At 65.6% G+C, this 22,689-nt stretch carries 19 protein-coding genes; 8 read left to right on the top strand and 11 right to left on the bottom strand.

Annotation, left to right across the window (positions count from 1 at the left end):
* Window positions 1-3: 3 nt before the first annotated feature.
* From dnaE to ACPVPU_RS10150, 4 genes are all read right to left on the bottom strand, one after another.
* Window positions 4-3,498, bottom strand: a complete 3,495-nt coding sequence (gene dnaE / locus ACPVPU_RS10165; protein WP_448657828.1) for a DNA polymerase III subunit alpha — start codon at window positions 3,496-3,498, stop codon at window positions 4-6.
* A gap of 77 nt (window positions 3,499-3,575) precedes the next feature.
* On the bottom strand, window positions 3,576-4,058 hold the full coding sequence (locus ACPVPU_RS10160) for a glutathione peroxidase (RefSeq protein ID WP_448657827.1): 483 nt from the start codon (window positions 4,056-4,058) through the stop codon (window positions 3,576-3,578).
* Window positions 4,055-4,729 (bottom strand): ABC transporter ATP-binding protein, encoded by a 675-nt coding sequence (locus ACPVPU_RS10155; protein ID WP_448657826.1) that lies wholly within the window; start codon window positions 4,727-4,729, stop codon window positions 4,055-4,057. The genes ACPVPU_RS10160 and ACPVPU_RS10155 overlap by 4 nt, the downstream gene beginning before the upstream one ends.
* On the bottom strand, window positions 4,722-5,972 hold the full coding sequence (locus ACPVPU_RS10150; RefSeq protein ID WP_448657825.1) for a lipoprotein-releasing ABC transporter permease subunit: 1,251 nt from the start codon (window positions 5,970-5,972) through the stop codon (window positions 4,722-4,724). Before ACPVPU_RS10150 ends, ACPVPU_RS10155 begins: the two co-directional genes overlap by 8 nt.
* A 526-nt stretch (window positions 5,973-6,498) precedes the next feature.
* Here ACPVPU_RS10150 and ACPVPU_RS10145 point away from each other — a divergent pair.
* Complete coding sequence (locus tag ACPVPU_RS10145) at window positions 6,499-6,963, top strand: Hsp20 family protein (protein ID WP_448657824.1); 465 nt, start codon at window positions 6,499-6,501, stop codon at window positions 6,961-6,963.
* 84 nt (window positions 6,964-7,047) lie between these two features.
* Here the strand turns inward: ACPVPU_RS10145 and ACPVPU_RS10140 are convergent, their stop codons facing one another.
* Entirely contained in the window at window positions 7,048-7,377 is a 330-nt protein-coding gene (locus ACPVPU_RS10140) for a hypothetical protein (protein ID WP_448657823.1), read from the bottom strand.
* Window positions 7,370-8,083: a TetR/AcrR family transcriptional regulator gene (locus tag ACPVPU_RS10135; protein WP_448657822.1), complete on the bottom strand. Its 714-nt coding sequence runs from the start codon at window positions 8,081-8,083 to the stop codon at window positions 7,370-7,372. Before ACPVPU_RS10135 ends, ACPVPU_RS10140 begins: the two co-directional genes overlap by 8 nt.
* A gap of 172 nt (window positions 8,084-8,255) precedes the next feature.
* Here ACPVPU_RS10135 and ACPVPU_RS10130 point away from each other — a divergent pair, with 172 nt between their 5' ends.
* The 4 genes from ACPVPU_RS10130 to ACPVPU_RS10115 are packed head-to-tail and all read left to right on the top strand — an operon-like array spanning window position 8,256 to window position 12,412.
* Window positions 8,256-9,338, top strand: coding sequence for an ABC transporter permease (locus ACPVPU_RS10130; RefSeq protein WP_448657821.1), 1,083 nt, complete (start codon window positions 8,256-8,258; stop codon window positions 9,336-9,338).
* Window positions 9,335-10,060 carry an ABC transporter ATP-binding protein gene (locus ACPVPU_RS10125; protein ID WP_448657820.1) on the top strand — a complete coding sequence of 242 codons (726 nt, stop codon included), beginning with the start codon at window positions 9,335-9,337 and terminating at the stop codon, window positions 10,058-10,060. Before ACPVPU_RS10130 ends, ACPVPU_RS10125 begins: the two co-directional genes overlap by 4 nt.
* Window positions 10,047-11,012, top strand: a complete 966-nt coding sequence (locus ACPVPU_RS10120; protein WP_448657819.1) for an efflux RND transporter periplasmic adaptor subunit — start codon at window positions 10,047-10,049, stop codon at window positions 11,010-11,012. Before ACPVPU_RS10125 ends, ACPVPU_RS10120 begins: the two co-directional genes overlap by 14 nt.
* On the top strand, window positions 11,009-12,412 hold the full coding sequence (locus ACPVPU_RS10115; protein ID WP_448657818.1) for an efflux transporter outer membrane subunit: 1,404 nt from the start codon (window positions 11,009-11,011) through the stop codon (window positions 12,410-12,412). The genes ACPVPU_RS10120 and ACPVPU_RS10115 overlap by 4 nt, the downstream gene beginning before the upstream one ends.
* Before the next feature lie 21 nt (window positions 12,413-12,433).
* Here ACPVPU_RS10115 and aspS read toward each other — a convergent pair whose 3' ends face one another.
* Window positions 12,434-14,227 carry an aspartate--tRNA ligase gene (gene aspS / locus ACPVPU_RS10110; RefSeq protein ID WP_448657817.1) on the bottom strand — a complete coding sequence of 598 codons (1,794 nt, stop codon included), beginning with the start codon at window positions 14,225-14,227 and terminating at the stop codon, window positions 12,434-12,436.
* A gap of 203 nt (window positions 14,228-14,430) precedes the next feature.
* Between aspS and rnd the strand changes: the two genes are divergently transcribed.
* A complete protein-coding gene (gene rnd, locus ACPVPU_RS10105; protein ID WP_448657816.1) occupies window positions 14,431-15,609 on the top strand; it encodes a ribonuclease D in 1,179 nt (392 codons plus the stop codon).
* Window positions 15,606-15,920: an I78 family peptidase inhibitor gene (locus ACPVPU_RS10100; protein ID WP_448657815.1), complete on the top strand. Its 315-nt coding sequence runs from the start codon at window positions 15,606-15,608 to the stop codon at window positions 15,918-15,920. Before rnd ends, ACPVPU_RS10100 begins: the two co-directional genes overlap by 4 nt.
* 6 nt (window positions 15,921-15,926) lie before the next feature.
* Here the strand turns inward: ACPVPU_RS10100 and ACPVPU_RS10095 are convergent, their stop codons facing one another.
* The 4 genes from ACPVPU_RS10095 to ACPVPU_RS10080 are packed head-to-tail and all read right to left on the bottom strand — an operon-like array spanning window position 15,927 to window position 21,494.
* The gene (locus ACPVPU_RS10095) at window positions 15,927-17,441 is read right to left on the bottom strand and encodes a Ppx/GppA phosphatase family protein (RefSeq protein ID WP_448657814.1); all 1,515 of its coding nucleotides are present in this window, start codon (window positions 17,439-17,441) and stop codon (window positions 15,927-15,929) included.
* Window positions 17,441-19,645 (bottom strand): RNA degradosome polyphosphate kinase, encoded by a 2,205-nt coding sequence (locus tag ACPVPU_RS10090; RefSeq protein WP_448657813.1) that lies wholly within the window; start codon window positions 19,643-19,645, stop codon window positions 17,441-17,443. Before ACPVPU_RS10090 ends, ACPVPU_RS10095 begins: the two co-directional genes overlap by 1 nt.
* Window positions 19,642-20,262, bottom strand: a complete 621-nt coding sequence (locus ACPVPU_RS10085; RefSeq protein WP_448657812.1) for a chromosomal replication initiator DnaA — start codon at window positions 20,260-20,262, stop codon at window positions 19,642-19,644. The genes ACPVPU_RS10090 and ACPVPU_RS10085 overlap by 4 nt, the downstream gene beginning before the upstream one ends.
* Window positions 20,259-21,494, bottom strand: a complete 1,236-nt coding sequence (locus tag ACPVPU_RS10080) for a heavy-metal-associated domain-containing protein (protein WP_448657811.1) — start codon at window positions 21,492-21,494, stop codon at window positions 20,259-20,261. The genes ACPVPU_RS10085 and ACPVPU_RS10080 overlap by 4 nt, the downstream gene beginning before the upstream one ends.
* Window positions 21,495-21,556: 62 nt before the next feature.
* On the opposite strand from ACPVPU_RS10080, the gene purM reads away from it, so the two are divergent.
* Complete coding sequence (purM, locus tag ACPVPU_RS10075; protein WP_448657810.1) at window positions 21,557-22,663, top strand: phosphoribosylformylglycinamidine cyclo-ligase; 1,107 nt, start codon at window positions 21,557-21,559, stop codon at window positions 22,661-22,663.
* Window positions 22,664-22,689: the final 26 nt, after the last annotated feature.

Genomic DNA, 22,689 nt, shown 5'->3' with positions numbered 1-22,689 from the left:
CGGCTATCCCGCGACGGCGAGCCGTCCCGGCGCGGCGACTTCGATCGTCGCTCTTTCCACATCCTGCATCGACTCAAGGGTGGCGACAAGGGCGGGGTCCAGCCGAAAGGTCGAACCCAGCCATAGCCGCACCCTTTCGCCTTCGACGGCAGGAACGGTCAGGTGCACCGCGGATTTGCCGCCGCCTGCCAGCGGACGCAGCAGGTCGCACAGCGATTCGACGGCCGATACGCTGACCGCCTCTACCTCCAGCATCAACCGCATGTCCGCCGCCAGCCGGTCGATCGGCCGGGCCGAGCGGACGGTGACGCGGGGCATTTCCTCGCCCGGTTTCCGGTCCAGCTCCACGGTCAGCAGCGCGCAACCCCCTTCCCGCGCGATCTCGCCTAGTGCCGCGCCGGCACCATCGTCGAAACAGGATGCGACGACACCGCCCGATGCATCGGACAGGTTGGCCATGACATAGCGGTTGCCCCGTGCCGAAGTCCGGGTGCGGCAATCCTCGACCAGTGCGGCCACCACGGCGGTCGCCCGGCCGCCCTCGTCCATGGTTACGTCGCCCAGCGAAGCGATCGGGCGCGCACCGTTCAGCTTGGCCTGCGCCGAATAACGGTCGGCCGGATGGGCGGAAAAGTAAAAGCCGAACGCCTCGCGCTCGGCGGCCACCCGCTCGGTCGCGGTCCATTTCGCGCTTTCGGGCAACTGGATATCCGGCTCCGCCGCCATGGCCGCACCGAACAGCCCGCCTTGGCCGCTCGACCGTCCTTCCTGCGTGCGCTGGGCGACCGCCATGATCATTTCCGCCGCAGCGACTACCCCCGGGCGATTGGAGTCGAGCGCGTCGAACGCCCCCGCCCCGGCCAGCGTTTCCACCTGCCGCTTGTTCAGGGCGCGGGGATCGACCCGGGCGGCGAAATCGTCGAGCGACGCGAATGGCCCCCCTGCTTCGCGCTCCTCGACGATCTGCGCCATCGCCCGCTCGCCAACCCCCTTCAGTGCGCCCAGCGCATAGCGGACGGCCAATCCGTCGCCGTGCGCTTCCACCGAAAAATCGGCGCGACTGGCATTGACGCAGGGGGGAAGCGTAACGATGCCCAGCCGCTTCATATCGTCGGCAAAGATCGCCAGCTTGTCCGTCTGGTGAATGTCGAAGCTCATCGACGCGGCAAAGAACGCATGCGGGTAATGCGCCTTCAGCCAGGCAGTCTGATAGGCGAGCAGCGCATATGCGGCGGCGTGCGATTTGTTGAAGCCGTACCCTGCGAACTTGTCGATCAAGTCGAACAGCTCGTTGGCCTTGGCCGGCTTGATGCCGTTATGCTTTGCGCATCCTTCGACAAAGGTGGCGCGCTGCGCGTCCATCTCTGCCTTGATCTTCTTGCCCATCGCCCGGCGGAGCAGATCGGCACCGCCCAGCGAATAGCCGGCCAGCACCTGGGCTGCCTGCATCACCTGTTCCTGATAGACGAAGATGCCGTAGGTTTCGGCCAGGATCGGCTCCAGCAGGGGATGCGGATAGGTGATCGCCTCCTGCCCGTTTTTCCGCCGGCCAAAGCTCGGGATATTGTCCATCGGGCCGGGGCGATAGAGCGAGACGAGCGCGATGATGTCGCCAAAATTGGATGGACGGACGGCGGACAGCGTGCGCCGCATTCCTTCGGATTCCAGCTGGAACACGCCCACGGTGTCGCCACGCTGAAGCAACGCATAGGTCGGCTCGTCATCCCAGGTCAGCGCATCCAGGTCGACCGCGATGCCCCGCAGCGACAAGAGCCGAACCGCCTCCTGAAGCACGGACAGGGTCTTCAGGCCGAGGAAGTCGAACTTCACGAGGCCCGCCGCCTCGGCATATTTCATGTCGAACTGCGTCACCGGCATGTCCGACCGGGGATCGCGATAGAGCGGGACAAGCTGCGCCAGCGGCCGATCGCCGATCACCACGCCGGCGGCATGGGTGGAGCTGTGGCGGGGCAGCCCCTCCAGCCGCATGGCCAGATCGAACAGGCGGCGGACCTGATTGTCGTTCTGATATTCCGTGTGCAGTTCCGACACGCCGTTCAGTGCGCGGTCCAGCGTCCAGGGATCGGTCGGATGATTGGGCACCAGCTTGGTCAGCCGATCGATATGGCCATAGCTCATCTGAAGCACGCGGCCCGTATCGCGCAGCACGGCCCGCGCCTTCATGGTCCCAAAAGTGATGATCTGCGCCACCTTGTCCGCGCCATAGCGTTCCTGGACATAGCGGATGACCTCGGCCCGCCGCGTTTCGCAGAAATCGATGTCGAAGTCGGGCATCGACACGCGTTCCGGGTTCAGGAACCGTTCGAACAGCAGCCCCAGCTTCATCGGATCAAGGTCCGTGATGGTCAGCGCCCAGGCAACAACGGAACCCGCGCCCGAACCGCGCCCCGGCCCCACGGGAATGCCGTTCGATTTCGCCCATTGGATGAAGTCGGCGACGATCAGGAAATAGCCCGGAAAGCCCATCTGGATGATGACGTTCAGCTCGAAATCGAGCCGTTCGCGATAGGGGATGGCCCAGTCGCCGACCGCCACACCGTCCAGTGCCGCGATCCGTTCCAGCCGCTTTTCCAGCCCGGCACGCGCCTGTTCGCGCAGCATCGCTGCCTCGCCGTCGCGGTCCCCGGCCAGGCTGGGCAGGATCGGCTTGCGCTTGGGCGCGGCTGCCGCACAGCGCTGAGCGACCACCAGCGTGTTTGCAATGGCCTCGGGCAGGTCGGCGAACAGGGCGGCCATGTCGCTGGCAGGCTTCAGCCAGCTTTCCCGCGACGAGCGCACCCGGTCCTCGCTGACCAGATAGTCGGAATGGGCGATGCAAAGCATTGCATCATGCGCTTCGTGAAAGTCGTTTTCGGCGTAGCAGGCTGGGTTGGTGGCAACCAGCGGCCATCCGCGATTATAGGCCAGGTCGATCAGCGCCGCTTCCGCCGCCATTTCGGTCGGGTCGCTCCGACGGCACAATTCGATATACAGCCGATCGCCGAAGATCGCGTGAAGCCGGTCGGCATAGGCGAGTGCATGCGCCGCCTGCCCCTCTGCGAACATCCGGGCGAGCGCGCCGTCGCCGCCGGTCAGGGCGATCAGGCCGTCGCTGTGCCGCGCCAGGTAGTCCAGCGTGACATGGGCATCCAGTTCGATCGGGCGACCCAGATGCGCCTGGCTGACCAGCGCGCAAAGATTGTCATAGCCGACCGGATCCTGCGCCAGCAGCGGCAGCCAGTCGATGGCCGGGCGGTGCTCGCCCTCCTGCCCCGGGCGGGCGATGGCCAGCAGGGTGCCGACGATGGGCTGCACCCCCTCTCCCTTGCACGCATCGCCAAAGGTCATGGCGGCATACAGGCCGTTGCGGTCCGTCAGGGCGATGGCGGGAAAGCCCAGCGCCCGTGCCCGCTTGGCGATTGCCTTTGGCTGGATCGCCCCTTCCAGCATGGTGAAGGCCGAAAAGACGCGAAGGGGCACGAAACCGGAATGAGCCATTCCCCCTGCTACCGCGCGCCGACCCCGACCGAAAGGGCGAGGCGGGATTTATCCACACGAAAGATGGCGGAACGGCTTTAGTCGAGCAGCCGTTCGATATCCGCGCGGATCGCATCCGGCGCCGTGGTGGGCGCATAGCGTTCGACGACTTGCCCTGCCCGATCGACCAGGAACTTGGTGAAGTTCCATTTGACGCCCTGGCTGCCCAGCAGGCCCGGCGCCTGGGATTTCAGGTGCCGATACAGCGGCGCGGTATCGTCGCCGTTCACGTCGATCTTGGCGAACACGGGAAAGGTGACGTCATAGGTCAGCGAGCAGAAGCTGGCGATTTCCGCAGCATCGCCCGGTTCCTGCGCCCCGAACTGGTTGCAGGGAAAGCCGAGCACGATCAGCCCGCGATCCTGCAGGTCGCGGTACAGCCGCTCCAGCCCTGCATATTGCGGCGTGAACCCGCATTTCGATGCGACATTGACGATCAGCAACACCTTGCCGCGATGTTCGGCAAGGGTCGTTTCGCTGCCATCGGCGCGGCGGACGGGAATGGCGAACAGGTCGGTCATTGCAATACGCCATCCTGCAGCCGCACGACCCGGTCCATCCGGGCCGCCAGTCGTTCGTTGTGCGTGGCCACCAGTGCCGCCGACCCCTCGCCCCGCACCAGCGACAGGAACTCGGCGAACACCACGTCGGCGGTCGCCTCGTCCAGATTGCCCGTCGGTTCGTCGGCCAGCACCAGCGCCGGACGGTTGGCCAGCGCCCGCGCCACCGCCACCCGCTGCTGCTCGCCGCCCGACAACTGGCTCGGGCGGTGGGTCAGCCGCTGCGCCAGGCCCAGTGCCGTCAGCAATTGTTCGGCCCGTTGGCGCGCGTCCGCGTCACTGGCGCCGTGGATCAATTGGGGCAGCACGACATTTTCCGTCGCACTGAAATCGGGCAGCAGATGATGGAACTGATAGATGAAGCCCATGTGATCGCGGCGAACGATGGTGCGGCCATGCGCGTCCAGCGTGGCCACTTCCTGCCCGGCAATGCGGATCGATCCCTCGAACCCGCCCTCGAGCAACCCGACCGCCTGCAACAGCGTCGACTTACCGGAACCCGACGGCCCCAGCAGCGCCACGATCTCGCCCGGCATGACGGCCAGGTCGACGCCGCGAAGCACATCGATCACCGCCCCGCCCTGGGCAAAGCTGCGCCGCAGCGACCGGGTTTGCAGAACCGCCTCACTCATAGCGCAGCACCTGAACCGGATCGGTGCTTGCTGCCTTCAACGCGGGATAGAGCGTCGCCAGAACGGACAGCACCATCGCCATGACGACGATCCCCACGACCTCGGCGGGATCGGTCTTGGCCGGCAATTCGGTCAGAAAACGCATTTCGGGGTTCCAGACCTGTTGTCCCGTTACAAAGCCGATGAACACGACCACCTGCTCGCGAAAGGTGATGAACAGGAAACCGAGCGCGACACCGGCGGCGATGCCGAGTGCGCCGATCGTGGTCCCCACCGTCATGAAGATGCGGATCAAACCGGCGCGACTGGCACCCATCGTTCGCAGGATCGCAATATCCCGGGTCTTGGCGCGGACCAGCATGATCAGCGACGACAGGATGTTGAACACCGCGACCAGGATGATCAGCGACAGCACGGTGAAACTGACGATGCGGTCGATCGACAGTGCTTCGAACAGGGACGCGTTCAGCATCCGCCAGTCCGTCACCTGTGCCCGGTCACCGACCGACTTGACCAGCGGCGCGACGATCTCGCCGATCCGGTCCGGATCGACGCTGTCCACCTCGATCATCCCCACCGCATCGCCCATCAGCAACAGCGTCTGCGCATCCTGCATCGGCATGACGACGAACGCCTTGTCGTAATCATAGACGCCGACCTCGAAAATCGCGGCCACGCGGTAACTGACGATCCGCGGCACCGTGCCAAACGGCGTCGTCGGTCCCTGGGGGCTGATCAGCGAAATCTCGCTGCCCACCGTCGCGCCAAGCGACTGGGCGAGCCGCGATCCGATGGCCACCGTCGACTGGTCGGGGATCAGCCCCGCCAGATCGCCCTGAATCACATTGTCGCGGATCGTCGGGTTGGCGCGGATATCCGCCACCTGCATTCCGCGCACCAGCACCCCTTCGACCCGGCCGGTATAGCTTGCCATCAGCGGCTGTTCGATCAACGGAGTTGCCGATGTGATGCCTGGCGTCCTGCGCGCCTCGGCCACGATTTCGCGCCAGTCGGGCAATTGGCCGCGATACCCCTGCACCACGGCATGGCCGTTCAGGCCGACGATCTTGTCGAACAATTCCGCGCGAAACCCGTTCATCACGCTCATCACCACGACCAGCGCGGCCACCCCCAGCATGACCGCCGCCAGACTGATCCCCGCCACCAGAAAGATGAACGCCTCGCCTCGGCCGGGCATCAAGTATCGGCGGGCGATCATTCGCTCGTAGCGCGACAGGATCATGGACGGGCGGCTTCCTTAACGGGACGATCGAATATGGGCAGATCGGCTTAGTCAGGGCGTCGGCGCGGCGCAATCGCCGTGTTGCCGATTCAACACAGGGTTACCGCATTTTGCTGGCGTATGGCTGAACGCCGCTGACAAATTGCACGGTGGGCGATAGAGAAGACCCACGATCACAGGCAGAAACCGGCCGTGGTTCGGGGAGGTCCAGCCGTCCCGCCTGATCTGGGGAACAGGTGTGCGGACGCGGACTGAACAAAGGGGGCTGACGAGCATTCGTCACGCAGGCGCCCGGGTCGGCAACGGCCCGGGCGTTTGCTTGTCCGGCCTGTTTGCGGGCAATTCGAACCGGGTTCAAGCGCGCCCGCACGCCGCATTATCCGCCGCAATTCCAGACGCTTGAAACGCTTTTCGATCCTCCCATATCGTCGTTGCAGCCGGTGCCTTTCCGGGTCGGCTGATGGCGTTGCGCACCTGCGGACGCCGGAAAAATGGACGTTTTGATTGCTCATTGGAGGATTAACCCATGCGTCAGATTGATTTCACCCCCTTTCGCCGTTCGGCCATCGGATTCGACCGGCTGTTCGACATGCTGGAAAACAGCGCCCGCCAGGCGCAGACCGAAAACTACCCGCCGTTCAACCTGGAACGGATCGAGGAAAATCACTACCGGATCACGATCGCCGTCGCCGGCTTTTCGACTGACGAGATCGACATCACCGCGCAGCAGAACCTGTTGCTGGTCAGCGGGCGCAAGGGCGAAGCGGATGCGGGCCGCGAGCGCGCGTTCCTGCACCTTGGCATTGCCAATCGCAGCTTCGAGCGCCGGTTCGAGCTCGCCGATTTCGTCCAGGTGCGCGATGCGGAACTGGCCAACGGGTTGCTGACCATCGATCTGGTGCGCGAGGTTCCGGAAGCGATGAAGCCGCGCAAGATCGCGATCAACGGCACCATCAACGCCGAGCCGACCCCCATCGGCCACGCAGCATAAGCTCGAAGCAATCAGCCTGAAACAAGCGAGCGCCCGGACATCGGTGTCCGGGCGCTCCATTTCGTTTCCGCTTGCTAAAGCCCTTCAGCGGCTGCTGGTCACCCGGGCATTGCCGTCGGCTGCGATCCGGATCAGGTGGCCCCCGTCATCGGTGCACCGCACCCGCCATGCCCCCGGCCCCACTTCTTCGGCCTTTACTGCGGCCACCACGCCCTGACATTCGCGGCGCGCGTCGCGGATGGCGCGGATGAAGACGATGTGCTGCTGTTCCTGAGGCAGTTTCTCGACTTCCTCGATATAATTCAGCCCATCTGCACTCACCGTCGGCGAAGCCTCTGGTGCCGGGGCATCCCCGCCGGAACAGCCAGTGGCCAGCGTGGCGGCCAGCATCAACGGAACTACGAAATCACGCATTGGCATCTCCATCAATTCGGCTGGTCGGGCCGGTGCGCGCGTCCGGCGAGAACAGACGCAGGAACAACCGGGTGCCCCGGTCGACGCGGGCCTGCAATTCCTCTGCCGATTGATGCGCGATCATCTGAAACCTGAGTTCCACGTCCAGAAAGCCCTTCCACATCGCCATCAACGTTTCAGCCGCGTAAACGGGTTCATCGACGGCGATCATTCCGCGGCGATCCGCATCGGTCAGCATGTCGGCCAGCCGCGCCCTGCACTGTGCAGGACCCGCTTCGAAAAACCTGCGGGCAAGCGCCGGCATCTGTTCCAACTCCGGTGCCAGCGTCCGGTCGAGCGCGACATGATCGGGATGGAAAAGGAACTCCAGCAGGTTCAGGCCAAAGGCATTGAGCCGGTCGACCAGCTGTTCGCCGGTTTCGGCCTCGCCCATGCTATTGGCGGCCATCCGCTGCATTTCCGCCTTCACCGTCGCTTCGAACAGCGATTCCTTGTCCCCGAACTGCTTGTAGATCGTCACTTTGGACACGCCGGCGCGCTGGGCGATGTCTTCGATGGTGGCTGCGTTGAAACCGCGAGAGAAAAATGCCTCGCGCGCGGCCAGCAGGATGGCGTCGTGTTTCGCCGGATCGCGCGGTCGACCGACCTGCCCCCGATTGGGCAGGTCCTTGGACGATTTGCAGGCAGACAGGCGGAACAGGTTCAAATCAGGGTTCCCGACAAAAACTAAACGTTGACGTTCATTAATCGGACTCTACATCCGTTGCAGCAGCGAATCGTTGTTCCGAAGCCCCGCGTCCCTCGTTTCCATAGAGGTTGTCATGACCTGGATCGCCATACGTATGCTTACGGGGGACAGGGTCAAGTTTATTGGCTTGGTGTTCGGGGTCGCGTTTTCGACGCTGCTGATCTCTCAGCAGCTGACGATCTTCGTCAATCTGCTGTTGCGCGGTGCGGCTGCGGTGCAGGAAGTTTCCACCGCCGACATCTGGGTCATGGACCCGGCGGGGCGGACGCCCGACGTCACCCTGCCCCTTCCCAGTACCGACCTTCAGCGGGTGCGGGGCGTATCCGGCGTGGCGTGGGCGGTGCCGATCATTCGCGCCAATGCCAATGTCCGCACCCCCGATGGCGATCTGGAGCCGGTCAGCGTCATCGGCGTGGACGATGCCACGCTGATCGGATTGCCGCGCACCATGATCCGCGGTTCGCGGGAGGCGCTGTTCACGCCGGATAGCGTGCTGATCGACGATGTCGGATCCCGCAAGCTGTTCCCGTCTGCCGATGCAGCCATCGGCACCCGTCTGGAATTGAACGACCAGCGGGCGGTGGTGTCGGGGATCGTCGAGGCGAACCCGACCTTTACCTCTACCGTCATCCTCTACACCCGCTATTCCAACGCCCTGAATTACCTTCCCGGGACGCGCAATCGCACCTCGTTCATTCTGGCGCGTGCCCAGCCGGGACAGACGCCGGAACAGGTGGCAGCGCGAATAGCGGCATCGACCGGGTTGAAGGCCCGCACATCGGATGAGTTCGCTCAGGATGGCATCGACTATATCATTGAAAACACCGGCATTCCAATCAATTTCGGCATCACGGTGGCGTTGGGCGTCCTGGTCGGCGTCGCCATTGTCGGCCTGACCTTCAGCCTGTTCATCCGCGATAACATCAAGCAGTTCGGCGCGCTGAAGGCGATTGGCGTCACCAACAACACCATCCGCCGAATGGTGGCCGCACAGTCGGCCCTGGTTGCGCTGATCGGCTATGGCCTGGGCATCCTGATGGCCACGCTGTTCATCGTCCAGGGGGCGGCGGGGTCCGACACGTTCAAGGGGTTCTACACGCCCTGGCAAATCCCGCTGATCGCCGCTGCGGTCGTGCTGGTGATGATCCTGCTCACCGGGCTGCTGGCGCTGCGCCAGGTGCTGAAGACCGAGCCGGCCGAGGTGTTCCGGTGAACGATGCACCGGCCATCGCCGTGCGCGGGATCGTCAAGGACTTTCCGGTGGGCGACCGTTCCGTGCGCGTGCTGCACGGGATCGATGCCGATATCCGGGCGGGCGAGCTGACCTATCTGATCGGCGAATCCGGGTCGGGCAAGACGACGCTGATCTCGATCATCGCGGGCATCCTCTATCCCAACCAGGGCGCGGTCAGCGTATTCGGCACGGACCTGTATTCGCTGTCTGACACGCAACTGGTCCTGTTCCGATTGAAGACGATCGGGTTCATCTTTCAGCAGTACAACCTGATCCCCTCGATCAGCGCGGCGTCGAATGCCGCCGTGCCATTGATCGCCGCCGGGATGAAACGTCGGGATGCGGAGGATCAGGCCCGCGAGCTGCTCGACCGGCTGAACATCGGCGATCAGGCGGACAAGCTGCCCCGCCAGCTGTCGGGCGGACAGCAGCAGCGCGTCGCCATCGCCCGCGCGCTGATCCATCAACCGCGCCTCGTGGTCTGCGACGAACCGACGGCGGCGTTGGATGCGCGATCGGGCCGGCGGGTCATGGATCTGCTGCGCGACGTTGCGCTGTCCCAGGACCGGGCGGTCATCATCGTTACCCACGACAACCGCGTCTTCGACCTGGCCGATCGAATCCTGGCGATGGAGGACGGCCGCATCACTCATGATGGCAAGGATATGCCAAAGGATCACGGACATCATGGCCAAGCCTAGTTTTTCCCGCCAGGTCCTGCCCCTGATCGCGCTGATCGGGATCGCAATCGCGGCAATCATCGTCTGGCGGACCCAGCCGGATCGTACCATGACCCAGCCGACGATCACCCCCGCCAGCGCACCGCAATCGCAAACCAGGGGCAGCGTGGCCGGTGCCGGGGTGATCGAGCCGTCGAGCGAACTGATCGCGGTGGGCACCACCATCGCCGGGGTAGTCGAGCGGGTCGATGTCGCAGCGGGCGACCGCGTCGCTGCCGGTCAGCCGCTGTTCGTCATCGACAGCCGCGATGCCCGTGCGCGGGTGGCGGAGGCAGAGGCGCGCATCGTCCGGCTGCGCGCGGAAATCGGTGCAGCAGACACCAGCCTGGCCGTCGCCCGTCGGCAGCGCGCTTTGTATGACGGGGTCAGCGACCCACGCGCGGTATCGCGTCAGGAAGTCAACGAACGCCAGGGCGTGGTTGACGAGGCGGCGGCACGGCTCGCCGTAGCCAGGGGCCAACTGCGCGAAGCGGAAGCCGCGCTGTCCGTCGTTCGCACGACGCTCGAACGGCACGTCATCCGCGCGCCGCGCGCGGCCACGGTGCTGCAATTGCAGGCAAGGGCGGGGGAATATGCTCCGGCGGCAGCTGCGGGACCATCGCCGCTGCTGACGCTGGGCGTGACCGATCCGCTGCATGTCCGCATCGATATCGACGAAAACGAGATCGAGCGGCTCGCCCTCGGCCAGTCCGCGATCATCTCCCCGCGCGGCAACGCCGCCGCGCGTGTCCGAGTGGCATTTGTCCGCGCCGAACCCTTGGTGGTTCCCAAACGATCGCTGACCAATGCGTCGAACGAGCGGGTCGATGTGCGGGTGCTGCAACTGATCTACGCTCTGCCGGCGGATGGTCACCGGATGTTCGTTGGGCAACAGGTGGATGCCTATGTCCCGGCGCGGAGCCAGTCGAAATGAGGCGGGCCGCATCGCTGCTTGGGCTTTGTGCCGTGCTGGCCGCCTGTACCCCGGTGGACCGGGCGCCGCCCGCGAGCAGCGTCACCTTGCCGGATGCGTTCGCGCTTGGGCCCTTACCCGGAGCATCGACAGCAGCGGTTGCGGACCTGTTGCCGGTCAGCGATCCGGGGTTCCGGTATCTGTCCGAACAGGCGCTGGTACAGGCACCCGATCTGGCCATCGCCCTTGCCCGGATCGATGCAGCGCGGGCCGCCTTGCGCGGTGCAAGCGCGGCACGACTGCCGGAGCTTGCGGCATCGGCGAATGCGGCGCGGGAGCGATTGAGCGCCAATCAGTTCGGGACCGGCAATCTGCCCGCCGACATTTCCCTGGGCGGCGACCGAACCACCTATACCGCCCGAATCGATGCCAGCTGGGACGCCGATCTGTTCGGCCGGTTGCGGGCCAGCGAACGGTCGGCCGCACTCCGGCTGGACGCGGCGGATGCCGATGCGGCGGCGGTGCGCCTGGCCCTGGTCACCGACATCGCCCAGGCCGTTACCGACTATCGCGCCCTTTCCCTGCGCCAGTCGATCATCGACGGCGATCAGCGAAGTGCCGCCGATTTCGCTCAGTTGACCGGGGAACGTGCCCGTGCGGGATTGATCCCCGGGGCGGATCAGGCCCGGGCCGATGCGCTCGCCGCCGATGCGGTGTCGCGTGCCGCCGCCCTGGGCGGAGAACGCGCGGCAGTGATCGGGCGATTGGTGACGCTGACCGGGCTGGATGCTCGGGCCGTGCAGTCGGCGCTGGCAGACATGGTGGCACTGTCTGACCCTGCAGGTACTCCTGCCCTTGCCCTGCCCGCGTCCGTCATCCGCATCCGCCCCGATGTGCGCGCCGCCGAGCGGCGGCTGGCGGCCGCGGATCAGGCCATCGCCGCCGCCGCGGCCGAGCGGTTTCCCAGGCTGAGCATCTCTGCCGGTCTCGGGTTGTTTGCCCTCGCATTGGGCGATCTGTTCACTGAAGATGCGATCATCGGTTCCGTCGGGGCCGGGCTTGCCGGGCCGCTGGTCGATTTCGGCCGCGTCGGTGCCCTGATCGGGCAGCGCCAGGCCGAAGGGCGTGAAGCATTCGGCCAATACCGGGCCGCCGTGTTCCGGGCACTTGGCGAAGTCGAGGCGGCGCTGGGTCAGCTGGCGGCGGCTCAGGCACAGGTCGCTGCGCTGGAGCGCCAGGCGTTGCTTGACGGCGACGCGCTGTCGCTGGCGCGCGAACGCTATCGGATAGGGCTCGATCCGATCCTAGGCACGATCGATGCCGAGCGCACGGCCAACCGGACGCGCGAGGCATTGGCATTGGCCCGCGCGCAGGTTCAGCGGCAGCGGATCGCCTTGTACCGTGCGGCAGGCGGGGCATAGCCGCCCGCCGCACGGGCCGGATCAATCCAGGCCGACGCCGGGGGCCAGCCGGATGCTGAGTTCCTTCAGCTGTTTGGGGGTGACGAAGCTCGGCGCGCCCATCATCAGGTCCTCCGCCTTTTGCGTCATCGGAAAGGCGATGACTTCGCGGATGTTCGGTTCGTCGGCCAGCAGCATGACGATCCGGTCGACGCCCGGCGCCGATCCGCCATGCGGCGGCGCGCCATATTTGAACGCGTTGATCATGCCGCTGAAATCGGCATCCACCTGCGCCTGCGTATATCCTGCGATTTCGAACGCCTTGTACATGATCTCGGGCCGATGGTTCCGGATGGCACCGGACGACAGTTCGACGCCGTTGCAGACGATGTCGTACTGATAGGCCAGGATATCGAGCGGATCCCTGGTCTCCAGCGCTTCCAGCTCGCCCTGCGGCATGCTGAACGGGTTGTGGCTGAAATCGACCTTCTTGGCGTCTTCGTCATATTCGAACATCGGAAAATCGACGATCCAGCAGAATTCGAAACGGCTGTCGTCGATCAGGTTCAGCTGGTCGGCGATGCGCGTGCGGGCCAGGCCGGCCAGCTTCGCCGCCTGCGCTTCCTTGCCGGCGGCAAAGAACACGCCGTCATTGTCGCCCAGGCCAAGCGCCACGATCAGCTTTGCCGTCGCCTCTTCGCCGTGGTTCTTGGCGATGGGACCGCCCGGCACGCCGTCCTTAATGTTGATATAGCCAAGGCCAGAATATCCCTCGCCCTTGGCCCAGTTGTTCATGTCGTCAAAGAATTTGCGGCTGCCGGCGCCCGCGCCCGGTGCCGGGATGGCGCGGATCACATTGCCGCTGGCGACCAGGCTGGAAAAGATGCCGAAGCCCGATCCGACAAAATGGTCGCTGACGTCGGAAATCACGATCGGGTTGCGCAGGTCGGGCTTGTCATTGCCGTATTTCAGCATCGATTCCCGGTACGGGATGCGCTTGAACGGCAGCGGGCTGACCGTGCGGCCCTTGCCCTGCCAGTTGGCGAATTCCTCGAACACGCCGTGCAGCACCGGTTCGATCGCTGCAAACACATCGTCCTGCGTGACGAAGCTCATTTCGAAATCGAGCTGGTAGAACTCACCCGGCGAACGGTCGGCGCGGGCATCCTCGTCGCGGAAACAGGGCGCGATCTGGAAATACCGGTCAAAGCCAGCAACCATCAGCAGCTGTTTGAACATCTGCGGCGCCTGCGGCAGGGCATAGAACTTGCCGGGATGGACGCGGCTGGGCACCAGATAGTCGCGCGCCCCTTCGGGGCTGCTGGCTGTCAGGATCGGCGTCTGGAATTCGGTAAAGCCCTGATCGATCATCCGGCGGCGCAACGAAGCGATCACCTGGCTGCGCAGCACGATGTTCTGGTGAATCTTGTCGCGGCGCAGGTCCAGGAACCGATTGCGCAGCCGGATTTCTTCCGGATAATCCGCCTCGCCAGCGACTGGCATCGGCAGTTCCTGGGCCGCCGACTGAATGGTCACGGCGCGGGCGAAAACCTCGACCTCGCCCGTGGACAGGTTGGCATTCACCGTCGTCGCCGACCGACGCTTGACGATGCCGTCGATGGTGACGACCGATTCGACCCTGAGCGATTCCAGCACGGGCAGCGCCGGGGAATCGGCATCGGCGACGATCTGGGTCAGGCCGTGATGATCGCGCAGGTCGACGAACAGGACGCCGCCATGGTCGCGCTTGCGATGGACCCATCCCGACAGGCGAACCTCGGTGTCGACATCGGCAGCGGTCAACTGGCCGCAATTATGGGTGCGATAGGCGTGCATCACTCAGTCTCTTCTTCAAAAACCCCACCCTGCATCGGCAGGGGCCTGGTTCCGGCGCGGTCGGCAAGGCAAGCTCGATTGCTTGCGGACGGTGCGAAAGAATGGCGCCCACTTTCGCGGGGGTGGCGGCAGGAAATACCGATGGGCGAATCCTTCTCACGCGCCCCTTTGTCAACCCGGCTGCACAAGTCTATGGGCACGCGATGCATATTCACCCGTTGATCGAAGATTCCGCGACGCTGGCCCAACTCTGCGCACGTCTGGCCACTGCCGATTTTGTGACGGTGGACACCGAGTTCATGCGCGAGAACACCTTCTGGCCGGAACTGTGCCTGATCCAGATCGCCGACGACAAGGAAGCGGCGGCCGTCGATCCCATGGCGCCCGGCATCGACCTTGGCCCGCTGCTCGACCTGCTGGTGAATAACGAGGACGTGCTCAAGGTCTTCCATGCCGGCGGACAGGATGTCGAAATCGTCTATAACCTGACCGGCAAGACGCCGCACCCGATCTTCGACACCCAGATCGCGGCCATGGCGCTCGGCCAGGGCGAGCAGATCGGCTATTCCAACCTGGTCGACAGCTGGCTGGGCATTCAGGTGGACAAGGGCGCGCGGTTTACCGACTGGTCGCGGCGGCCGCTGGACAAGCGGCAGATCGATTACGCCATCGCCGATGTGACGCATCTGTCGCGGATTTTCCCCAAAATGCTCAACAAGCTCAAGAAGACGGGGCGCGGGGCGTGGTTGAACGAGGAGATGGAACGGTTGGCCGATCCGGCCAACTATACCAATGACCCCGATCTGGCCTGGCAACGCATCCGCGTGCCCAGCCGCAAGGCCGAGGTGTTGGGCAGGCTGAAGGCGCTGGCTCGCTGGCGCGAGATCGAAGCGCAGAACAAGAACCTGCCGCGCGGCCGCATCGCCAAGGATGAGACGATCGCCGATATTGCCGGCACGCCCCCGCGCGAGCAGCGCGACCTGGGCAGGGTCCGGGGTCTTTCGGCCAGCTGGGGCGCAAACGATATCGGCGGTCGGTTGATGGAAGCATTGCGGGGTGCCGAGCCGCTGCCGGCGGATGAAATGCCGGTGCGCGACGATCGCAAGCCCGGATTGGGCAAGGAAGGCGCGCTGGTCGCCGATCTGTTGAAGCTGCTGCTGAAAATCCGGGCGCGCGATATCGACGTGGCGTCCAAGCTGCTGGCCCGGTCCGACGATCTGGAGGCGCTGGCTGCGGGACAGCGCGAAGGGCTCGCCGTGCTCACCGGCTGGCGGTACGATCAGTTTGGCCGGGATGCGCTCGACCTGGTGGAAGGGCGGCTCGGCTTTACGGTCCAGGGCGGCAGGCTTAAGATGACCCGGACTGAAGAGGGCCAGCCATGAAACCGCCATTCATGAAACCGATCGTGATCGCCGCTGCGTTGCTTCCCATGGCCTGTGCGCCGATGGCGACGACCCCCGCCCCTGCCCCGGAAATCGCAACCCCGGGACAGCCATGTTCCACCGAACAGGCGCAAGGACTTATCGGTCAACCCGGTACGGCGGATCTGGCGACAGAGGCGCTGCGTCGCACCGGCGCCAAAACGGTGCGCTGGATCCGCCCCGGCATGGCGGTCACCATGGATTTCCGTTCCGACCGGCTGAACATCGAACTGGACGGTGCGAACCGGGTCACGCAGCTGCGCTGCGGCTGAGCGGTCTTACCCGGTTGGCGGTGCAATGCGGACAGGCCGTGCGTTCATGGCCTGTGCCAGCGCCTTGTGCCGCCGCTGAACGGCTTCCCCGTAAAGCGCTTGATCCTCGGCGGCCAGGATCAGTGCCAGGCTGTCCCCGGACAAGGCCACCGAAGACCGCGCCAGCGGGCCTGCCACGCCGCCGCTCAGCCGCTGGCCCAGCCGCATGGCCAGACCCCATTGCGCCGCCATCGCCAGGTCGGCGGGCGGTGCAAGCTTGGTCAGCGGATCGGGCGAAGCCGTGCCGCCGCCCAGGCTGGTGAACAGCGCCTGCGCCAGCAAGGCGCGGCCGTGCCCGTCGATCGCCACCCAATTGCCGTGCAGGGCGATTTCCATGCCCCGTTCCGCCCGAAACTCCGGGTTCGCGCGCCAGCCCACATCGGCCAGCAGGCACGCCGCATGGCGCAGCCGGATCATCTCGGCTGGCTGATCCGCGAACAGCGGGTCGATCCATGTGTCCAGCAGGTCGCCATGTTCGGGAAACCGGCCCAGCCGCGCCCCTTCCTCGCGCGCGGCGACGATCAGCGGATCGAGCGCGCGTTCCGCCGGGCTAAGCCGACCGAACAACATCCCTTCGCGCAGGCCGAATGCCGACACCACCGTTTGATCGCTGCCCAGATTGCGAAGCAGGGATGCGAGCAGGATCGCCGCATCGGTCAGCGTCGGGATGCGTCCCCCCGACAGGTTGGGCACAGCCTTCAACGCGGGTCGCCCGACATGGCTCAATGTGCGCACCAGCCGGTCGATATCCGGGCGTGACAGGCCATATTGGTGGATGACCGGCAACGGGTAATCGGTCAGGTGCATGTTCAGCCGCGCCAGCGCCCGCCACGATCCGCCGACCAGGTATAGCGGCAGATCCTTGCCTTGGCCCACCCACCCGCTCTGTTTCAGCAGCTTGCGCACATGGCGGTCCAGCGCCCCCTTGCCCCGCGCCCGAATGGCGGCGACACGCAGCACGCCAAGCGGAAATGACGTGCGCGCGCCCAGCTCCCCGTTCCTGACCCGGATCAGTTCTAGGCTGCCCCCGCCCAGATCGCCGACGATGCCGTCCGCATCCGGAATGGCCGAAAGGACACCCATGCCGGCGGCCATCGCCTCCTGCTCGCCCGACAGCAACTCCACATTCAGCCCGGCGCGGCTGGCGGCCGTCAACAGGACATGGCCGTTGCTGGCGTCGCGCACCGCAGCGGTCGCCACCGTGCGCAGGTCGCGAACCCCCATTTCGCGCGCCAGAGCGGCAAAGCGGGCCAGTGCCGTCTCCGCCTTTTCCAGCGCATCGGTGTCGATCGCGCCGCTGGCGGCCAGTCCCTTGCCCAGCCCGGCCAGCACCTTTTCGTTGAACAGGATGGCGGGCAGGCGCGGCGACCCTTCGTGCACGACCAGACGGATCGAATTGGATCCGATGTCGATGATCGCCGATCGCACGGGGTCGCCCGCCGGGATCGACCATGCCGGTTTCAGCAGCAGCGGAACCCGCATCAACCGGCGTCCGCCGCGTCGACGGGCGGGGGCGCGGAATGCGCTGCCGAACGACGACGGCGCAAGGACAGTTTTTGCGGCATCGCCTCTGCGCTTTCTCCCCGGCCGGACAGCGACGGATTGGTCATGAAATAACGGTGCAGGTTGAACGGCCTGCTGCCCGGTTCGATTCGTTCGTAGGTGCCGTCGGGATGCAGTTCCCAGCTCTGTTCGCTATCGATCAGATTGGCCACCATCACCTGGTCCAGCACCTGGTCATGGACGGTGGGATTGGTCAGCGGCAGCATATATTCGACGCGGCGATCGAAATTGCGCGGCATCCAGTCGGCGGACGAAATGAACAACCGGGCGGCGTCGTGCGGCAGCGCCTTGCCATCGCCGAACGCCCAGATGCGGCTGTGTTCGAGGAAGCGGCCGACCACCGATTTGACATGGATATGATCGGACAGGCCGGGCACCCCCGGCCGCAGGCAACAAATGCCCCGGATGACCAGGTCGATATCGACCCCGGCCATGCTGGCTTCATAGAGTTTCTCGATGATCGCCGGGTCGACCAGCGAGTTCATCTTGGCCCAGATCGCGCCGGGCCGGCCCTCCCGGACATGCGCGATCTCGGCATCGATCATCCCAATCAGGCTGTCGCGCAGTCCCTTTGGCGACACGGTGATGACATCCAGGTCGCCCGGCTCGACATAGCCGGTGACGTAATTGAACAGCCGCGCCGCATCGCGGCCGATCCGCGGATCGGCGGTGAAATAGGACAGATCGGTGTAGATGCGCGCCGTGACCGGGTGATAATTGCCCGTGCCGAAGTGGCAATAGGTCCGAAACCCACCCTCTTCGCGCCGGACGACCATCGAAATCTTGGCGTGGGTCTTCCAGTCGATGAAGCCATAGACAACCTGGACCCCGGCCCGCTCCAGCGCATCGGCCCAGAGCAGGTTCTGCTCCTCGTCGAACCGCGCCTTCAACTCGACGACGGCCGTCACCGACTTGCCCGCCTCGGCCGCCGCGATCAGCGCCTGGATGACCGCCGACTGCTTGCCCGCGCGGTACAGCGTCTGCTTGATCGCAACGACGTCCGGGTCCTGGGCCGCCTGTTTCAGGAACGCGAGGACGACGTCGAAACTTTCATAAGGATGATGGACGATGATGTCCTTGGCCCGGATCGCGGCAAAGCAATCGCCGCCATATTCGCGGATCCGTTCGGGAAACCGGGCCGAAAACGGCGTGAACTTCAGGTCCGGCCGGTCTTCATCGACCAGCGCCGCCAGATCGGCCAGGCCCAGGAACCCACCCTGTTCGGTCAGCAATGCCTCGCTGCCGCCCAGTTCCTCCAGCAACGACGCCTCCAGCTCCGGCGTCATGCCCGTTTCCGTCTCCAGCCGGATGACGCGGCCGCGCCGCCGCCGCTTGATGGCCGTGCGGAAATATAGGACCAGATCCTCGGCCTCTTCTTCCACCTCGATATCGCTGTCGCGCAGCACGCGGAATGCCGCCGCCGCCTTGACCCGATAGCCGGGGAAGATCAGTTCCGGAAAATGGCGCAGGATGGTGTCCACCGCGACATAGCGCGCAACCTTGCCCGGCAGGCGGACGAAACGGGACAGGGTCGATGGCAGCAGCACCAGTTCCCGGACCGGCACCTTGTCGGATTCCCGGATCAGGTCAAAGATCACCGCCGATCCGGCGTTGGGAATGAACGGAAACGGATGCGCCGGGTCCAGTGCCTGCGGCGTCAGCACGGCAAACATCTGTTCCCGGAAATGGTCGGCCAGCCATTCGCGTTCCTGCCCGGCGATGTCGCCGCCATCCAGTACTTCGATCCCGGCATCCCGCAACAGCCCGCGCAGTTCCCGCCAGATTTCCTGCTGGGCATCGACCAACTCGCCGGCTTCCTCGACGATCGCTTCCAGCTGCTGGCTTGGGGTCAGGCCGTCGGCCGATTTGTGTTCGACATTCTGAAGCTGCTGCCCCTTCAGACCGGCGACTCGCACCATGAAGAATTCGTCAAGGTTGGACGCGGAAATCGACAGGAAGCGCAGCCGTTCGAGCAGCGGGTGCGCGGTGTTGCACGCTTCGTCCAGCACGCGGCGGTTAAAGGCCAGCCACGACAGTTCCCGGTTGAAATACCGGCCATTGCCGGGAATTTTCTGCGGTGCGCCGTCCGGTGGCGCATGCGATGCCAGTGCAGTGGCGGTCATCGATCGATGGTGTCCTTGCCAGCCATGAAAGTCTCGCCCAGTTCCGTTCGCACCATCGGTACCGTGATCCGGCGCTGGCCGGTGCGTTCAGCCGCCGCCGCAAGGGCCGCGACGATTCGGTCGGCCTCGTCATAGCCGCGATCCGCGCGGCGGACGAGCCAGTCAATCACCTCCGGCCCGGCGACCAGTTCGGCGCGGTCCAGCCCCCGCGCCAGGATCGCCCGGAACAGCGGGTCGTCCGGCTGATGAAAGCGCAGCACCGGCGTCGCGGTCAGCCGCGACCGCAGGTCCGGCAGCGCAACCGGCCATTCCGGCGGCGGCGCCCGGGCGATGATCAGCAGGGGGACGGCACCCGCCTGCGCATCGTTCCATGCATGGAAGATCAGTCGTTCGTCCTGTTGTTCGGCATCGTCGATCACCCGGCCGCCGGTGCGGGTGACGAACAGGCGTCCGAAGATCGACCGGCCGGAACGGCGTGGCCCGGCAAGCAATGCAGCGCGCACCGGCCAGCCATGCCAGAAATCCAGCTGTGCCACCGCATCGGCATTCGCCTCGCCTACCAGAAAAGCGGATCGTTCGTCCCCGGCACCGCTGAGCGGCAGGCTGAGCTGGGTCATTGTCCCGCCGGATTTCGTCCCGCGCGCCGGATGCGGAGCGTGCCCGGCCCCTCCTGCACCTGCCACCCGCGCGATTCCAGCGCGGCGCGCAATGCGCCGACATCGCCGTCATAGCTGACCCGCATCACCGACACGCCGCCCAAGGCAACGCTGGTGGTCGCAGCCGACCGCACGCCGGGAATGGCGTTCAGCGCCGCCTCGCCATTGGCGATGTCGGTGGCATCGGGCGTATCGAACTGGATGCTGAGCGTCGTGACGCTGGCAACCGGCGTTTCGACCGTCGTCGGCGCAGCTCCGCCTTCCAGCCCTTCGACCGTCTCATCGGCCGGAGTCTCCTCGACCGGCTCGACCGGCGGCTCATAGGCCAGCAGCGCATCGGGGCGCAGCAGCCCGCTGGCGAGCGCCTGTTGATAGGCCTGATCGATGCGCCGCACGCCCTCGTCCAACAGGGCGGGCAGGCCGTCGGCGTTCTCGATTCGCAGCGTGAACCGCTCGATCTGCCGGTTGTCCGGGCCGAACCCGGCGCGGAACTCGGCCGCAACCGGGCCGCCCGGCCATTCGCGGCGCAGGATCACCTGCGGGATCACCACGTCCTTGGCACCATATTGGTCCAGGATCGCTTTCCACCATCCCCGGCCGCGCCGCGACGCCTGACCCGCGTTCAGCAGGACGGGATCGGGTCCGGTGCCCGACAGGCGGACATAATCGATGCTGCTGTTGCCCGCGCGAAAGCGGTTCCACGCCTCCAGCCAGGGCCCCTCGATCTCATAGCCGGTTGCAACACCGCCGGACCATTGCAGCGGCATCAGCACCATCGGGGCGGAACGGCTGATCTGTGCTCGCACGCCCAGGATCGGGCCGGCCCGCGCCCGGCTGAACATCACGCCCAATCGGGCGATGTACCGCGTCGGGCCGATCTGTTCCTGTTCGACGATGATGCCCGTCACCATCGCATCCAGCGCCGAATCGGACAGGCTGGCCGATTTGCCCATCCGCTGGGTCAGCTTTTGCCAGCCCTTGCGCTGCGCCTCTCTCCACCCCGCCATCCGCGCGGCATCGGCATCCTTCCCCCGGGTATCGACCTCGATTCCCGTTACCTCGAAACTGCCGTAAACCTCGCTCATCCCCGGTTGCGCCGGATCGGGCTGGGCACGCACCAGACCCGCGACCGTCAGCGCGGACAGGACGGCAAGGCCGGATACTGCAAGGGCAAGGTGGCGCTTTCGCATCATCGCGCGCTCTTTTGGCGAAGCGGGCGTGGAAAACCAAGCGGCTTCTCGCTAACGGCAGGAACATGAGCACGTCCGAACCCGAATCCGCCCGCTACACCTATGCCGATGCCGGCGTTTCCATCGCCGCCGGAAATGCACTTGTCCGGGCGATCGGCCCGCTGGCTCGTTCGACCCGTCGGCCGGGCGCCGATGCGGACCTGGGCGGTTTCGGCGGCATTTTCGACCTGAAGGCGTGCGGCTATGCCGATCCGCTGCTGGTCGCCGCCAATGACGGGGTCGGCACCAAGCTGAAGCTGGCGATCGAGCACGACGCGCATGACGGGGTCGGCGTCGATCTGGTCGCCATGTGCGCCAACGACCTGATCGTTCAGGGTGCAGAGCCGCTGTTCTTCCTGGATTACTATGCCAGCGGCAAGCTGGAGAACGGCGTTGCCGAACGCGTGATCGCCAGCATCGCCGATGGATGCCGCCAGGCGGGCTGCGCGCTGATCGGCGGCGAAACGGCGGAAATGCCGGGCATGTATGCGCCGGGCGACTATGATCTGGCCGGTTTCTGCGTCGGCGCGGTAGAGCGTGACCGCCTGTTGGACGGAACCCGCATCCGGCCGGGCGACGTCGTGCTGGGCATGGCGTCGTCGGGCGTCCATTCGAACGGTTTCTCGCTGGTGCGCAGGCTGGCGGCGGACAAGGGCTGGAAGCTGAACCGGCCGGCGCTGTTCGATCTCGACACGATCCTGATCGATGCGCTGATGGCGCCCACCCGCATCTATGTGAAGGCGTTGCTGCCGCTGGTGCAGGCAGGGCGGATCAACGGGCTGGCGCACATCACCGGGGGCGGCCTCTTGGAAAACATCCCCCGCGTCCTGCCCGCCGGTTGCCATGCGATGATCGATGCCGATGCCTGGGAACAGCCCCGGCTGATGGCGTTCCTGCAGGCACAGGGCAATATCGAGCCGGAGGAAATGGCCCGCACCTTCAACTGCGGGGTCGGCATGGCCGTGATCGTGCCCGAGGCTGACGCGATCGCGCTCGCCGCCGATCTGGCCGCCCAAGGCGACGAGGTGTTCCGCATCGGCACCGTGGTCGAGGGCGAACGGGGCTGCACCGTTTCGGGCAGCGCCGAAACCTGGAGCGCGAAGGCGGCGTGGCAGGCGACGCATCATGGGTGATCGGATGCAATCCCGAACCGCTCGGG

This window comes from Sphingomonas paludis (genome assembly GCF_053502515.1).
This window is presented reverse-complemented; position numbering and strand designations above follow the sequence as displayed.